The organism is Thermofilaceae archaeon, from assembly GCA_038731975.1.
Lineage (GTDB): Archaea > Thermoproteota > Thermoprotei > Thermofilales > Thermofilaceae > JANXEW01.
On the sequence record JAVYQJ010000002.1, the window covers coordinates 42,328 to 58,023 of the forward strand.

A 15,696-nucleotide genomic window follows, 5' to 3' on the forward strand; every position below is an offset into this window, starting at 1 on the left:
ATCCCGCCTATATATTTTGAACTCGAGCTATAGCTCCCTTAACAGCTCCTCCAGCCTCTTTTTAACCTGAGCTAGCCTATCGCGTTCAGCCTCGAGAGCTCTGGCCAATCGATCGCGCTCTGCTTCGAGCTCCTTAATCTTTGCTTCATACTCCGCTTTCAACTCGCTTTCGGGTACGAACTTGTCGATCTTCGGCTCTCCGAAGATCAGCTTCTGCCCCTCCTCATCGTAAGCTACATCAACGACTATTCTCACAAGATCTCCCTTCGCGCAGCCCATCTTGTTGACAATGACTTCGTAAAGCTTCTTATTAAACTCGGAAACATCCCTGATGATCACATCGCGAGGAGCGTAGCCTTTGAACGCCGCTAACGCAACGCGGCGGATCTTATCGGCAAAGCGGGCAGCCGGTATAATTCCCGTCCTTAGCTCAACGGTTCTGGCGGCCTTTAGCGCAACCGTGCTGTAAAGTTGCCTGTACTCCTCCACCCGCGCTTCATCACGGGTAATCTCCTCCTCGCCTCCCACGCGCTCTAATAACGTTTACTGACTTAAAAAGTTTACTGATACATTAAATTATCCACTGACTTCACAGAGGCTCCTCTCTCGCACCTTCATCGATTTCAACAAGCCAAGCCCTCCTAGCGCCAGCGCGAAGAGCTGCCTTCGCGATTTCAGCGCCGCGCTCTTCGTCGGTCAAGGCAATCAACGCGCCACCAAGCCCGGCCCCACTGATCTTGACACCATAAGCTCCTGCGTGAAGCATGGCATCGCGTATCCTCTCGAGCTCGGGCAGGCTTACCTCGTAGAGGTCGCGAAGGAGCTCGTGCTGCCTATTCAGTATGGCTCCTAGAGCTTCTAAGAAACCGCCCGCAGCTGGCTTCACGCCTGCGCGCTCGAGGTCTTCAGCGCTCAGGGCCCCACGTTCGATCAATCTAAGGGCCAAAAGGGTTGATTCGTGCATGAGTATGGTGAATCTGATCCTGTCGGCCGCCTTGGGATCGATCTTCCTCAAGTAGGGTTCCAGCCTCTGCAGATCCAAGTTCTCCCAGAGAGGCTCCCAGTACCTTTTACCAAGTGATCTCCTAAGGTCGTCGGGTAGCTCGGTGAACGAGAGGAGCTGTGCCAGTCCGCGCTCGATCTCGGCTTGCCTGACCGGGTGTATCGCTGCCACGCGGTGCTTTATGCCGGAATCGGCTACGACCATCTTAATGCCCTGTAGCGGGAGTTCCTTAACCTCGTAGGGCGGCCTTGTGTTTAACAGTATTGCGCGCCCGTACGAGGACCCGTACTGATCCAGCCTTCCGCAGGGTATTCCCATAATCTCGTTCTCCGCCTTAAACGCCAATTCGGCAAGCTCCTTTCTGCTCAAGCCGAAGCCGAAGAAAGCGTCGAGGAGCTTCAGGAAAGCGACTTCCAGGGCAGCGCTGCTCCCCAAACCTCCGCCAGCGGGGACGTCGCTGTCTATGACAACGCTCAAGCCCCTATCTATGCCAAACCCCGCTCGCCTCAGTGCTATGACGCAAGCCCTCAGGTAATCGCCAAACCAGCCTCCACCCCTCAGCTGAGGATTCAAGGGGAACCTATCGAGATGGGGGCGTCCATCGCGCTTCAGGTTCAAGCTTACGACTTCAAAGTGGTCAGGCAACTCGCGCAAGGCAACTGCATACGTTCTGAGATTCACGGCAATCGGTACGACGGGAAGCCCTTTGTAGTCCTGGTGTGTATTTAAGAAGTCCGCTCTACCGGGTGCCGAGGCTGCTTTTATTGGCCTTCCGAATGTTTCTGCAATCCCGTTCAACACTTCGGATCGACTTCGGGCAGAGCCTAGCCCTTCCACGGATCTCTCAACGGGATACCGGTTTATATCTTGCTCAAGTGATGCGCTACGTAGGACGCCGGGTCGGTCACTAAACAATTACTTCCTGTCATTAAAGAGCGGGTGTACGAGGATACATTGTGAACGCTCAGTAGGTGCGATATGATTCATCTAGATACAAGAGCTGTATCCGCTGGGATTCCAGGCATAAGACCGCAATTGAGAGACAACTCGCTTGAAACGGAGAGGATCGCAGCTAAGGGTTGTATGAATAATTTTTTGCCCAAGGTTCGAGAGGACGAAGTGGTGGATCAATTGCCTTCGTGGCGCGTTCATCGCTTATACGCACGACGGTTTCTGAGTGAAAGAGGGATATGCGTGGATCAGGGGGGCTTTATGATCGATTATCTGGTCGACCTTCTTGTGGACGCGCCAATGGAGGCTGTAAAGCTGTTCAAAGAAGGGCTGCTCAGACATAATAAGATTCTCGCACTAATGCTCATGGATGACAAACTGAGGCCTTCCGAGCCGATTGGGCAGCACGATTGGGGGGCGTGGCGAGGCTGCCTACCTTCGATCGAGGCTGCGAGAAGAGTGGGGGAGATGATCGCAGGACGAGCTGGGAGGCTACTGGTGGATCTCCACCTATCGCTGGACTACGCCTGGAAGAGGAGGAGTGCTGATGCCTACCTTCAGTGGGCCGCGGAACTGGATATAGACCGCGAGGTGGTCGACTTCGTCCTTAGAACGATCTTCAAGGATTCAGATGAGAGAGGCAAGTGAGGTTTATGTGGCACATCGCACATACGATTTCTGAATGCAGGAGGACTGGTTATCGCTCTACGAGAAGCTCAGAGCTGGAAAGGGGGCTGACACAACCGATCTACTTGAGAAGCTGAAGGAGCGCTTCGTCGCGCAGGTCGCAGGCCACGACCTGGAGAAGATAAGAGCATGGATACTCGAGCTTGAGGCAGCAGTGGAGGCGGCCTGCAAGGCTTTGGGAGCGAGGGGGGTAGTGTACCCCAAGGAGTTTAAATCCTTCATCGAGGAACCAGAAGCGCACCTCAGGAAGAAGCTGTTCATCTACGCGCACGACCTGGTCCGCGGCAGGCTATCGCCTGAGGAGTTCCGCGAGAAGGCTTCTGCCGCCGTTAAGACGTCGATCCTCACGAACGGTAGATCGCTGTACCAGTCCTGGGTGTACGTGGTGTTGGTCTACCACTTGGCCAAGAACGGCTACAGGCTCATCTACCCCGACGACCTCTACCTGCACCTTGAGCGCACGGGGAGGCAGCGCACCGGCGGGATACCGCCGAACGCCGTGCTCTCGGACGGCGTCAAGGCTCTGAGCCTCTTCATCGAAGCGCCGCGGCCCGTGGGTTGGGAGGATAGCAAAGATCTCTCGAGGGCGTGGAAGCTCTACACGGCTCTAAGGCCTGACATATTAGCCTACGGCGGGAGGGTTCTGAACATCGTTACCCTCGGTGAGGAACCCCCTGTACTGAGGCCGGATGTCATCATCGAGTGTAAGGAGCTTGACGATTGGTATAAGAGGGCTAGGGAGCTTAAGGGGCCCATTGCCGCACCCTTGAGCGCTGAGGAGTGGAGGGAGAGGTGGATCTCAGGTCTCTACATCGGCTTGGCCGACGTCCTGAACGTGAGGCTATCGGACGTTATCTCAAGGCTGAAGGAGAGGAAGGGTTTAAGGCTGCGAGACCCTCAGATCGTGCTCCTCTATAAGCGCTTCTACGAGCCGAAGAGAATGTTCCTCGTTTCGAGGGCCGTTGTGCCAGCCGACGTTAAAAGGATGCTGGAGGACGAGGGCGTGGAGCTCGTCGAGGGCGTCGGTTTTTCAAAGGAGTGCCTCGCACCGGTAGCCGAGGCCCTCGAAGAGGTTTCGGCTACCGAAGTCTTTAGAGCGGACTTCGTTGAGCTTACCCCACGTGCTAAAGAGCTGTTGAAAATCGCGATTGAACGGATGGCCGGCAGGGGGCTAGCCCCGCCTCAACTCGTTGAGCAAGCCCTAGAGGAGTACGTACTAAGGCTGAGAGGCGCTGAGCAACCGGAACAGGATTGATAAGTTGAGCTCAGCTACCGCTACCGGCTTCTCCAGGCCCCAGTTCACGAGCACCTTGGGGTGAACTTCGCCTGCGAAGCCGACTTGTTCGCCATCGACAACGATCAGAGCGTACCTGCCTTTGATGAACGACGGGTGCTCCTCGCGCTTGAACGTGCACTCGAGGCGGAGGAGGCGCATCAGCTCCTTTACGACCGCTAACACTTCGGTTAATGTTGCCCTGCTGTCTGAGAATGCAAAGGCCAGCCTCCTCTCCTCCCTCACCCTGTTCTCGGCCTCCTCGTCCGGCAGAACCACATCCCCGCATTCGAAGATCCTCTGGGGGTAGTCAGCGTGCTTGCTTCTTGACAGAACCTGCAGCAGGAGAGGCGTCAACCACGTCCTCAGGCACGAGAACTGGGCTTGCTTCGGGTTCTCCACTTCCACTGTGGGTAGCTCGGGGGCCTCCATTAGAGTGTAGAGGACCTCCTTGCAGGTGAGCATGTAGTTCTGAACCTCTTGGAAGCCGAAGCCCACCATGAGCTCCCTCAGCCTTCTGCTGAAGACCTCGATGGGGGCCTCGCCGCCCGCGTGCTGCGGGGGCATAAGCTCGGGCGTCAACCGGTCGAAGCCGTAGCCCATGACCACCTCCTCGACTAGGTCGACTGGATGCAGTATGTCGATCCTGTAGGCTGGGATTCGCACGGCGATCGACTGGCCCCTAACCTCAGCGTCGAAGCGCATCAAGCGTAGGCACTCCACGATCTCGCCGAGCTGCAGCTTCAAACCTGCCACCCGCTCGAGCAGCTCCGGCTCGAGGAGCATTTCGCTAGGTTCGAGGCTTAACTCGTGCACCCCATCCCGGGAATGGACCGATACCAACCCGATCTTCTCCCCCCGCTCGGCTATCGATGTCACCATCACCGCTAGAACATCCTTCGCGGCCTTCAGGTCTGTAGCTGTGACATCCACCAGGACCTCCACGGTTTTCTCGGTGACCTTTGAGTCCTCGCTGTTCACTATCGGGGGCATCGATAGCACCTTGCCTTCACCGTCGACCAGGATCGGGAACCTGGCTTTACCGGCTAGCAAGTGTCCGTACTGAACGCCCTTGGGGTGGTGCTTGAGTATCTCGCGGAGGCTCAGCTCCCTCCCAAACTCGAGCGGGGTAAAGGCAACAGCGTCCGGATCGGCTTCCAAGTACCGGATGGGGAACTTCACGCGGGATAGGTCGTAAACACCGATGGACACCTTCCTCCGATCCCTACCGTAGGTCGCGTGCAGCTTCTCCTGGAGCTGCATGATCTGGCTGATCGCTTCATCGTCCAGCTCCAGGCCGTGGACCGTCGCCAGGAGAACGTACGGCCGGTAAGCAGGACCCTCGTTAATAGCCTCGCCCACCTTCTCGGTCCTGAACGCTCTGAGACCCTCCTCGATCCTGAGCAACCCCCTTAGGGCTCGCGAGAGACCTTCAGCGGAGAAGAGGTCCGGTCTATCGTGCGTAGCCTCGTACACCACGTAGCCGCCTTCAACGGCTTCGAACTCGCACTTCAACCGCGGCAGCAGGTTCTCCAACTCCTCTTGCCCCACCTCTCGCCCTACGAGCCTGCTGAGGTCGAAGAGAGCCACCCTGCACACCGGCACGGCTACCACCTGATGGGGGGTTCCCAGTTCCTGAGGAACTCGAGGTCCTGCGTGAAGAGAAGCCTGATGTCATCGACTCCCAGCACGGTCATCGCAATCCTGTCAATCCCGATCCCCCACGCCGCCACGTTAGCCCCCTTCACACCCAGCGGCTCCAGGACCTCCGGCCTGAACATCCCGCCCGGGAAAACCTCGATCCAGCCCAGCTTGGGGTGCTTGATGAAGCCCTCAACGCTGGGCTCGGTGAACGGGAAGTATGCGGGCTTGATCTTCACGGGCCCCAAGCCGAGCCTCCTGGCCAACTCCTCGAAGAACCCGATTAAGTGCCTGAGAGTTACTCGCTTGCTCACGATGATACCCTCGAGCTGGTAGAACTCCATGCTGTGCTTCGCGTCGAGGTTCTCGGGTCTGAAGACCCTGTCGAGGGCGAAGCACCGGTACTCCCCCTCACCCTTCGAGTAGAGGGTTCTCACCGACACGGCCGTCGTCTGAGTCCTCAGGATCAGCCGAGTGGCTCTGAGGGGATCCCACCTGTAGCCCCAACCCTTTGAGCCGGTTCCGCCGCCGTGCTCGTGGACCGCTTTCACCCTTTCCAGCAGCCCCGCGTCCCTTACGAAGCCGTGCGTGGGGTACTTGACGAAGAAGGTATCGTGGATCTCCCTGGCGGGGTGATCTTGGGCCTGGAAGAGGGCATCAAAGTTCCAGAGCTCCAGCTCGACGTGAGGCCCTTTCATCTCCTCGAACCCCATCGCCACCAGCGTCTCCCTCACCTCATCGAGGAACTCGAGGTAGGGATGCTTCCGACCCGGGTATACGCGGGGCGGCGGCAGGCTTAAATCGTACTCCTTGAAAACCGCGCTCCTCCACTCCCCGCTGATTATCATCTCCGGAGTCAGGGCGGTTACGACTCTGGCCGCGCGCAGCGCCCCCGACTCCAGCAGCCTCCTCGCCTCCTCCGTCAGCGCGAGGTACAGCTCTGAAACCCTCCTCACGGAGACCAGCCTGCGCCGCCTCAGCTGCTCCAGGAGCTCGGGCGCGACGGGGGCTCCCGCACCCACCCTCACCAGCGCCTCCCTAAGCCCGCGAGCCTCGCCTACAGCCCTCTTCAGGGCTTCAGCATCCTCGAGAATGACTGTGGTGTCCCTCACCCTCACAGCACCGAACCTGGCCAGGTGCTGCAAACCGATTCTAACCTCCTCATCGGTCAAACTCAAGCCCAACCGCTCGGCCAGGGAGCTGAGCTCGCCCAGCTGCGCACCACCGCACCTCTCAAGGATCAAACCCAGCTTCTCCTCCGGCATCAGTGAGCGAGCGTACCTTCTCCCCTCCTCGGTGAGCTCGATTCTCTCCACAGATCTCTTCTCCACGCTCAGCAACCCCCTAACCCTCAGCTCCTCGACGAAACGCATCAAATCCTCGCGCCTCTGCCCAAGCTGCGAAGCCACCTCGTCGAGGCTCTTCACACCGGCAGAAATCGCTTCGAGAATACCCTTCAACCTCTCATCTAGAACCAAAATTGGCGCTCCATCACCCACCGCCACTCCAACCCCAGCATCGCACGTTTTTAAACCTTTAATCACCGAGTAGGCGGTGATGAATGTCACCCTTTGCCGAGCGATGAGCGGAGTGGCCAGGTCTGACATTCCCTAAACCCTCTAAATAACCTTCCGCCAACAACCTCCCCCCAAAACAACACCCCACGATTTAACAGCTGAACAAACCAGATTTCGTGAGTAACCATGCGCTCCCTCGAGGAGGTTCGCGAGAGAATAATTAGGGCTTTAAGCATCACGAAAAGTGATGGAACGTGCACACTCAGCGCAGCTAGATACCTCAAGATAAGCGCGACCCGTGCCCACAAGTAGCTGGCCGGTTGAGCCCCGGCCAGGGCAGCTGGAGCGAGCGAGAGAAATTGCATACCTGCTAGCTGAAGGTAGGCGAGTTCTTTTCTCTGCTCCAACGGGTTGGGGTAAGACGTTAACAGTGATCGCTGCCCTTACTGAGGTGAAGCTCTTCCCGGCTGTCTGGTTTGTTAGGGCTCTCGCCGTGGGCGAGAGAATCGCTGAAGACGCATCCAAATGGGGCTTGAGTACATTCATTGCCGCTGGGCGCGAACGGACATGCCTGCAACGACGCGTTGCTGACGTTGGCGATTTCTGCAGGTACTACAAGTACAGGTGTTCCTACTTCCGGCTACCCCCCTACGTACGTGCTAAGAACTTCGCCGAGCTGGTTGAGAGGGGGCGCGCCGAGGGATGGTGCCCCTACTATGCTCAGGATCTCGTCGAGTGCGATATTTTGATCCAGAATTACCTTAAGTGCACAAGATGGCTCCATTCGCCTAAAGCCTTTATCGTGGATGAGGCTCACAACCTCCTGCTGCCCCGCGAGAGGACGTACTCGATATCCCGCATCATTGAAACCATCGCTGCGGCCAAGCAGCTCGGAGCGAGCGATAGGCTGCTTCGCAACCTAGAATCCGTGTTGAGGTACATGCTGGTTAGAGATGGGGTGATCGATGCGACGCTGTACCTCAACGAGGAGGATGTTAACGAGCTATGGAGGTTGCACGTGCAAGGACTCGAAGATGGAGTCAGCCTGAGACCGCTGCTAGATCTCACGTCCATTGCTTACGTCGAAGGGGAGCGGGTCACAGTTTACACCCCTCAACCCCAGCTGCCGTACCGTCCCGTAATTTTCGTTAGCGCGACAATGCCTCCAGGGGCCGAGCAGCTCCTGGGGGCTGAAGCCGTAGTACGAGTCCCCTGGCTAACTAAGCCAAAGTGTAAAGTAGTTACTAGTGTTACAACGAGATTCGAGGAATTTGACACAAAGGTGGTGCTCAGCTACAGGAGGGTTCTCGTAGATATCGCTAGGGATTTCGAACGGGTGCTAGTATTCGTTCCCAGCGAAAGGGTCGCGCGAGAGCTTCGCGGTGTGGCGAACTTTGAAGAGTGCGTACCTCCCCCCGACTGGCGTGGCATCCTTATGTTGCGCGCTCGCGGCCGATTCAGCGAAGGGGTGGATCTTCCGGCTGATGCAGTTGTAATCGCGGGTGCACCCTTCCTACCGCCGAGCGTTGGAGAGTGGCTTGCACGACAGCTGAGGAGAATTGGCATCCAGGACCCCGTAAGGGCTGCTATCGATCTCCCCATGCTGATAACAACGCTGCAATGCATAGGTAGAGCCTGGAGAGACCCTTCAAAACCCCCCTTGGTAGTATTAGCCGATCATCGCTTCGAAAGGTACACAGCAGTGCTAAGGGAGTTCCTTGAGATCGAGTAGGTTAAGGTTTGCGTGTCCCTTCCTCTAGTGTTCTGTAGTATGTTTCTAGGCTCGTGGTGACAGTGACTCTTCTCGCGCAGTCAGCTACCTCCTGTGCGGGTGTGGCTGGGCGCCGGGCGAAGTCGCCTTTCACCCCCTCGTAGGGGATGAACTGCTGGACCACGTAGATCACCCTGCCGGTCGCTTTTCGCGTGAGCTCCTCCAGCTCCTCTGCTATCCTCACAGCATCGTCGCATGTAAGGAGGCCTGGCACGAGTGTCGTTCTGAGCTCGAGGAAGGGTACGCTCAATCCGATCCCTATGCTCGCGGCCACGTCCTTCACAACCCTCTCCGCCAACCTCAAGCTGACTCCTGTGACCTTCGCGTAGAGCTGCGGGTCGCTGAGCGGGGCTTTCACGTCGATCGCCAGGTGGTAGAGGAGGGGGGCGAGGCGCTCAAGGGCCTTCGGGTGCGTCCCGTTCGTGTCGAGGCTGATAGGCAGGTTGAGCTGGCTGCGGACGCGCTGAAAGAGGTTGAGTAGAGCCCTGTGCTGGAGCAGAGGTTCTCCACCTGTGACGTGGAGCACGTCGATAAATGCCTTTGCCTTCTCAAGGGCTTCCAGGATCTCGCTGACCCTCACGTAGCGGGCGCCAACCCCCTTCGCCAGTTCGGCGTTGGAGCACCAGGGGCACTTCAGGTTGCACCGGGCGAGCCAGACGGTGAAGGAGACGTGCCCCAGGACGTCTACGAGGCTTACCTCCCTCCAACCCCCGACGAGCAGGACCTCCTCGCTCATCCGGCTATGCTGGTGTACTGCTTCCGCAGCTTAAACTCGCTCCTTTTGCCCGGGTTCCACTGGCGTACCGGCCTGTAGTAACCCACGATTCGGCTCCAGACCTCCGCCTGAGCCTCGCACCTGGGGCACGTCCAGTAGGTGCCGACGCTGCTCCAGCCGCAGCTGCGGCAGACGCTGATCGTCGGCGTAATGGAGAAGTAGACGACCTTAGTGTTCGTGGCGATCCTGTACACCAGCTTCTTCAACGCCTGGGGGTCGGGCTGCTCGTTTAGGAAGAGGTGCATCATTACACCGCCGGTGAACTCCTGCTGGACTTCGCCCTCCAGCAGCGCCCTCTCGTGGATGGGCAGGTCGGCGTAGTAGGGCACGATGCTGTTGCTGTAGAAGGGCGCGCTCCCGTCGCTCGGGATGCACACCTCGCCCATCCGCAGCTCCTCCCTGAACAGCTGGCTGTCCGATAGCGCCAGCTTGTAGCCCGTGCTCTCGCCTGGCACCTCCTCCACGTTGTACAGGTAGCCGTCTGCCTCTTCGCACTCTCTGGCGAAGTCTCGAACGAGGCTTACGATCCTCCTCTCAACTTCGATCGCCTCTCTAATCGCCCTCCTAGACCCTTCAATCCAGAGCTTGGGGTCCCTTAGCATATTGGCGGCAGCCTCCGGAAGCCCGATGAGGCCGAAAGTGTTGAAGTGGTGGTTGAAGTGCCCGAGGTAGATGCGCGTGATCGGCATTAAACCAGTTCTCAAGCTCCTCTCGTACCTCGCCCTCCAGGTGAGTAGGACCCTCCTCGCCAGCTGCAAGCGCTCGATCATCAGCTCCTCGAAAACGTCCCACTCCCCCTTGCTGAGCGCGGCTGCTCTGGGCACGTTGATCGTCACGACCCCTATGCTCCCCGTCGCGTCGGGTAAGGCCCAAACACCGTAGGCTTTGCTCCCCTCCCTCGCCTTGAGGAAGGTCTCGAAGGCGTCCTCCGCGTCGGCGTAGCTCAACTTAAGCTCGAGTCCGCGGGAGTGGTTCAGCACGTGATTCACATCGATCGTGAGGCGGCAGCACATGCTGTAGAGCGCCTCAACGTTGCTCGCATAGCCGTTCAGGAGGTAGGCGCTACCCCTCCGAGCCAGGGTTTCAAAGATCAAGTCTGTCAACTCGCCCCACCTCCTCCCCTCCCAGTCGAAGTTCTTGGTGAGCATCAGCGTTGGGATCGGGAACGTGAAGGGCTGGCCTACCGCATCGCCCTCGCCGTAGAGCTCGAAGAGCGCCTTGTCAACCGTCAGAGCCTCATCCAGGAAGTCGCCCAGCGAGCCCACCCTCTCCCCACCCACAACCGCGCTTCCCTCGAGCATGTCTCTGCTCGTGTCGAGGACGAGCGTGATGTTCGTGAACGGGGATTGGTAACCCGCTCTCGCCGGGTAGTTCAGCTCGAATAGCATCGCCTGGAGCGCCTGCTTGACTCGATCGTAGCTGAGACTGTCGTGCGCCGCAAAGGGAGCCGCGTAGAGGTCGAAGGCGCTCGTCGCTTGAGCGCCAGTGAACTCTTGGGCAGCCATGAAGAAGAAGTTGGTTAGGTGGGAGACCGCCGTATCGAAGTGCCTGGCCGGTCGGCTTACTACGCTGGGAGTCTTTAACCCGAGCTCGAGTATCCTCCTGTAGCTCCAGCCTATGCAGTAGGGTATCCAGAGCGAGTCGGGCAACTTGTGAATGTGGATATCACCCCTGTAGTGGGCCTCCACAGCGTCTGAGGGCAGGTAGGACTTCAATACGTCAGGTACTTCGACTAGCTTCTCGAAGAGAAAGTTCCTAAAGTTGCTGAAACTGAAGTTCGTGTTAGCGTTTTCGAAGACCTCCCAATCCGCACGCTTCATGTACGATTTCTCCAGCTCCTCAACCCTCACACCCCTTTTCTCCAGGAGAACCCCACCATCCATACTAAGTACAATTACACTGTCATAGGCGAGAATATAAGGCAGTCCACTAGCTTGCCGAAAGTATTAACCATGAAGGATCTAAGGGCATTCTCACAGCGTTTACACCAAACCTACGTCGATCCTAAACCGGTTACGGGGGATCACCCTTCCGGTGGAAGCGATCAACTCTTCCACGAATGTCGAGTAGAAGGGTAGTCCGAGCAGCTCCCTCACAATCTCTCTAGCAAGTTCTCTTACTTCCTCTCCGGGTGGACGACCTCCGTAAAGTCTGACCGCTGGGCAATTACGGAGAGCCCAGGGGTGCACGGCAACCCCCTCCTCCGAGTACGCGAATGGGAAAAGCCGGCACACGGCTGGCCGCAGGTCGTATATCGTGCACACCCCCTTCCTGTAGAAGTAGCAGGCGTTACCTCTGCGGCGTAGAGTAAAGCAGAGCTCTACGCCCAGACTTCTCAGGCAACCCGATGCTTCAACTGCTTCAATAGCTCCTATGACGCGCCAAGCTCCCCTCTTCACCCAATCTTCCAAGTCCGAGAGCACTACTATCGGTGCGAGGCTCCTGCAGCACCTACCGCACCTGAGGCATTTGAACTCCATAGACCGTAACCACGTGGAAACAACGCATAAATACTCGTCCCAGAGCCGCTCCCCGATGGAAGGGCTCTACGCGAAAATCAGGGATGCGTTCCTAAGCTTCGATTTCGAAGGGGTAAAGGCCCTCGTTAGAGAGGCGCTCGCTAAGGGCGCTTCCCCTAACGAGGTTATTGAGCGCGCTCTGAGACCAGCTATGGAGGAAGCGGGGAGGAGGTTTGAGAAAGGAGAGTTCTTCCTGGCGGAGCTCGTCGTAGCGGGCGACCTGTTCAAGGAGGTTATGGACGAGATCCTCGTGCCCGAGATCCAGAAGCAGGGTGGCTCGACCAGGAGCCTCGGGACCGTTGTGATCGGCACTGTAAGGGGCGACCTGCACGATATTGGGAAGAGCATCGTGGCTACAATGCTCAGGGCCGCGGGGTTCAACGTCATCGATCTCGGCGTCGACGTTCCGCCCGAAAAGTTCGTGCAAGCTGCTATTGAGCACAAAGCCGACATCGTAGCAATGTCAGCTCTCCTCACAACTACGATGCTGGAGATGAAGAACGTGATCGAGGAGCTGAAGAAGGCCGGCATCCGCGATAAGGTTAAAGTGGTGGTCGGGGGGGCTGCGGTCACGGAGGACTTTGCGAGGAGCATCGGAGCTGACGGGTATGGGGAGGACGCGGTCAAGGGAGTGAAGGTCTGTAAGGAGCTTTTAGGGATAAAGTAGTGGTAGGAGCTCCTCGCGAGATACGCCATGCCGATAGTAGAGGTTAGGGGGATAGGTTTTTTCGATGCGAAAGAGGGCGAAAACCTTCTAGCGCTGATAAGAAGGCATGGCGTAACGCTCCCAGCGGGGTGCGGAGGTTTAGGGCTCTGCGGCATGTGCCGAGTCAGGGTCGTTAGAGGGGAGCTCACAGCCCCAACGCGGAGGGAAATCGAAATACTCGTCGATCGACTGGAAGAGGGGTGGAGACTCGCCTGCCAGGCTCAGGTGATCGGTGATACGACCCTGGAGATCCAAGCGATCAGGCGAGAAACCCCCAAAGCTAGAGTTAGACCACCTGTTCGGATCACACCACCAGCCATCTTCGTACCAGTGAGAGTGGAGAGGGGGGAGCCTTCGTACGAGGAGGAACTAATATCGTCTCTAAGGACGCTTGGGGTTCACGCTACGAAGCTATCCCTTTCCGCCCTGAACTCGCTGGCCCAGAGAAGCTCGGGCGTGGCTGTCATCGTTGAAGATGAAGTCTTGGACGTGAGCGACACCTACTCGGGCTACGGCCTAGCGGTAGACGTAGGGACGACAAGCGTGGCAGCATCCCTGGTAGACCTGGTGAGTGGAGCAGTAACCGCTGAAAGGGTGAGTCTCAACGCCCAGCTGAAGTACGGTTCAGATATCATCAGCCGGATACGCTACGCGTTGCAGGAGCCCGACGGAACAGCTAGATTGCAGCAAGCCGTAGTAGACACGGTCAACAGGCTCCTCGATGAGATGGGGGCCCGAGCAGATAAAGTCTACAGGGTTGTTGTGGCGGGAAACTCGGTTATGCTCCACCTGTTCTTCGGTGCGAATCCAAGGACTCTGGGCTTTCTACCATTTAGACCCCTCTACCGTAGGCAGATGAGGGCAAGGGGCAGGGATCTCGGTCTCACCGTTCACCCCGACGCCCACGTGGTATCACTCCCGATACTCGGCGGCTACGTGGGAGGAGACGTAGTGGGAGACATCCTTTCAGCAGATCTGTCTGGATACGACAAGGCCATGCTGATCGACGTGGGAACTAACGGGGAGATCGTATTGAAGAAAGACGACGCTTACCTCGCCGCTTCCACACCCGCCGGTCCAGCTTTCGAGGGCGTCGGGCTCCACTCGGGGATGATGGCAGTCGAGGGTGCTATCGAGAAGGTGAGAGTGTTGGGGGCCCGCGAAATCGAGTACTCGACGATAGGGGGCACCGAAGCGAAGGGCATCTGCGGTTCAGGATACGTGGACCTGCTCGCCGAGTTGCTAAAAGCAGGAATCCTATCGAGGGATGGCAGGCTACTCGACGGCCCCCGCGTGAGGGAGGTTGGGGGTGTAAAAGCGTTCGTTGTAGATGAGGAGAGGGGGATTATGCTGACGCAGCTTGACGTGAGGAAGCTCCAGCTTGCTGTGACCGCGGTGAAGTTTACGGCAAAGTACCTCTTGAAGGTTGGCGGCGTTAACGTCGAGAGCCTGGAAGCGATCGTTGTCGCCGGCGATTTCGGCTATCACTTAGACCCTCGGAACGCGATGGAGATTGGGCTGCTACCCAGGGTTGATGAAAGTGCGATCAGGTACATAGGCAATGGATCACTGACAGGCGCGGAGATGTACATGCTGTCTGATGAAGCGCGAAAAACGGCGGAGGAGCTGCTAGCTAAATGTAGGGTTCTCGACGTTCCCCGAGAGGAGAGAGACTTCATCTCCGAGCTTAAGCTCTCGTGGTGAATTCTGCCGACCTAGAATCCTAGCTATGAGGGAGGCAGCTTCGACAGCAAGTCCCCTCACTCTCTCACTCGGTTGGCTGCCTAGGGAGAGATCCATAGCCCCGGCGCCAATCACGAGAATCTTACCTGGATCAAGCCCGACCGATTCGAATAGCAGCCTCAAAGGTAGCAGGTGCGAGGAGAAAGAGCGAGAGACTAACTCGTCGGAGAGCTTTAAGATAGCGAGCCCTTCACCAGCCCCAGCCAGCGCATCAACGATTATCACGGTTTCCGGCCTTACCCTCCTCAGAATACGCGTGATGTTTTCCGGGGCCGTTCCTGCGTACACTGCGGGGATCCTAATCTTTCGAAGGAGCCGGTAGACGAGTAGACCGAAGGCGTCATCACCCCTGAGGGGGTTGCCGAGACATATCACGAGGGCGTAGCTCATCAACCCGACTCCGCCCTTTTTACTCTCCGCTCTATCAAGTAGCCGTAGCACCCCACAGTCAGTAGCGCGATGCCGACCAGCGATGAGACTATAGCCACCACGTTCATCACCAGCAGCAGCGTGTAATCTACGCTGTAGTACCTGATCGAGAACGAACCGCGAACGGTGCATCTGCCGCACTGGAGGACTAGGGATAGCTGCCTGGGGATGCCATCGAGGTATACGACCTCTCTGCGCTGAATACGCAGACCCTCGCCAACTCTGATAGCCTGTAGCCCCTCTACAGTGTCGATGAGAAGGTAAGAGCTCACGCTCGAAGTCGACTCGATCTGAAGCTCGTAGTACAGCTTCTCCCCTGTAGCACCAGTAAGGGGTAGAGTCACGTTGGCAGTACCCGTCACATCGATCGTGAAGGCTTTTTCAGACAGCATTCTCGGAGAAGCGTAGTAGGTTGCCCAGAACGATACCAAAATGGCCAGAGTTGAGAGGGTGAAACCCGCTGCTATGGCGATTAGGTACTTAACCCTTCGCGTAGAGCCAGCATTTGACTGCATGGCCGGGCTTCACTTCAACCGTGGGCGGCTCCTCCCTCCTACACACGTCCATCACGTACGGGCACCTCGGGTGGAAACGGCATCCCGGCGGCGGACTAATCAAGCTGGGCGGCTCGCCAGGGGGTACGTTCCTCAGCCTCTTTCGGTTCTCGGGATCCGGATCCGG

At 57.7% G+C, this 15,696-nt stretch carries 15 protein-coding genes; 5 read left to right on the plus strand and 10 right to left on the minus strand.

Features of this window, described 5'->3' with window-relative positions; translation table 11 throughout:
* Positions 1-27: 27 nt before the first annotated feature.
* On the minus strand, positions 28-528 hold the full coding sequence (locus tag QXF46_01770; GenBank protein MEM0225585.1) for a DUF2258 domain-containing protein: 501 nt from the start codon (positions 526-528) through the stop codon (positions 28-30).
* A 61-nt stretch (positions 529-589) separates the two neighbouring features.
* On the minus strand, positions 590-1,840 hold the full coding sequence (locus QXF46_01775; protein ID MEM0225586.1) for a galactokinase family protein: 1,251 nt from the start codon (positions 1,838-1,840) through the stop codon (positions 590-592).
* Positions 1,841-2,215: 375 nt separating this feature from the next.
* Here QXF46_01775 and QXF46_01780 point away from each other — a divergent pair, with 375 nt between their 5' ends.
* Complete coding sequence (locus QXF46_01780; GenBank protein MEM0225587.1) at positions 2,216-2,602, plus strand: hypothetical protein; 387 nt, start codon at positions 2,216-2,218, stop codon at positions 2,600-2,602.
* 34 nt (positions 2,603-2,636) lie between these two features.
* On the plus strand, positions 2,637-3,896 hold the full coding sequence (locus tag QXF46_01785) for a hypothetical protein (protein MEM0225588.1): 1,260 nt from the start codon (positions 2,637-2,639) through the stop codon (positions 3,894-3,896).
* Here the strand turns inward: QXF46_01785 and pheT are convergent.
* The gene (pheT, locus tag QXF46_01790; GenBank protein ID MEM0225589.1) at positions 3,858-5,519 is read right to left on the minus strand and encodes a phenylalanine--tRNA ligase subunit beta; all 1,662 of its coding nucleotides are present in this window, start codon (positions 5,517-5,519) and stop codon (positions 3,858-3,860) included. The genes QXF46_01785 and pheT overlap by 39 nt on opposite strands.
* Before the next feature lie 2 nt (positions 5,520-5,521).
* Complete coding sequence (locus QXF46_01795) at positions 5,522-7,060, minus strand: phenylalanine--tRNA ligase subunit alpha (GenBank protein MEM0225590.1); 1,539 nt, start codon at positions 7,058-7,060, stop codon at positions 5,522-5,524.
* A 463-nt stretch (positions 7,061-7,523) separates the two neighbouring features.
* Between QXF46_01795 and QXF46_01800 the strand changes: the two genes are divergently transcribed.
* A complete protein-coding gene (locus tag QXF46_01800) occupies positions 7,524-8,804 on the plus strand; it encodes a helicase C-terminal domain-containing protein (protein ID MEM0225591.1) in 1,281 nt (426 codons plus the stop codon).
* A 1-nt stretch (position 8,805) separates the two neighbouring features.
* Here the strand turns inward: QXF46_01800 and QXF46_01805 are convergent, their stop codons facing one another.
* The 3 genes from QXF46_01805 to QXF46_01815 all read right to left on the minus strand — a co-directional run bounded on the left by QXF46_01805 (position 8,806) and on the right by QXF46_01815 (position 12,098).
* Entirely contained in the window at positions 8,806-9,579 is a 774-nt protein-coding gene (locus QXF46_01805) for an anaerobic ribonucleoside-triphosphate reductase activating protein (protein MEM0225592.1), read from the minus strand.
* Entirely contained in the window at positions 9,576-11,501 is a 1,926-nt protein-coding gene (locus tag QXF46_01810) for an anaerobic ribonucleoside triphosphate reductase (protein MEM0225593.1), read from the minus strand. The genes QXF46_01805 and QXF46_01810 overlap by 4 nt, the downstream gene beginning before the upstream one ends.
* A gap of 99 nt (positions 11,502-11,600) precedes the next feature.
* Positions 11,601-12,098, minus strand: coding sequence for a YkgJ family cysteine cluster protein (locus QXF46_01815; GenBank protein ID MEM0225594.1), 498 nt, complete (start codon positions 12,096-12,098; stop codon positions 11,601-11,603).
* 55 nt (positions 12,099-12,153) lie between these two features.
* Between QXF46_01815 and QXF46_01820 the strand changes: the two genes are divergently transcribed.
* Positions 12,154-12,804 (plus strand): corrinoid protein, encoded by a 651-nt coding sequence (locus QXF46_01820; GenBank protein MEM0225595.1) that lies wholly within the window; start codon positions 12,154-12,156, stop codon positions 12,802-12,804.
* Between the two features lie 27 nt (positions 12,805-12,831).
* Positions 12,832-14,547 carry an ASKHA domain-containing protein gene (locus QXF46_01825; protein ID MEM0225596.1) on the plus strand — a complete coding sequence of 572 codons (1,716 nt, stop codon included), beginning with the start codon at positions 12,832-12,834 and terminating at the stop codon, positions 14,545-14,547.
* Here the strand turns inward: QXF46_01825 and QXF46_01830 are convergent.
* The 3 genes from QXF46_01830 to QXF46_01840 all read right to left on the minus strand — a co-directional run.
* Positions 14,473-14,976: a hydrogenase maturation protease gene (locus QXF46_01830; protein MEM0225597.1), complete on the minus strand. Its 504-nt coding sequence runs from the start codon at positions 14,974-14,976 to the stop codon at positions 14,473-14,475. The two genes, QXF46_01825 and QXF46_01830, sit on opposite strands and share 75 nt — an antisense overlap.
* Positions 14,976-15,530 (minus strand): hypothetical protein, encoded by a 555-nt coding sequence (locus QXF46_01835; GenBank protein MEM0225598.1) that lies wholly within the window; start codon positions 15,528-15,530, stop codon positions 14,976-14,978. Before QXF46_01835 ends, QXF46_01830 begins: the two co-directional genes overlap by 1 nt.
* Positions 15,496-15,696, minus strand: a 201-nt coding sequence (locus QXF46_01840; GenBank protein MEM0225599.1) for an oligopeptide ABC transporter ATP-binding protein, incomplete at its 5' end; no start/stop codon positions are given. The genes QXF46_01835 and QXF46_01840, both read right to left, overlap by 35 nt.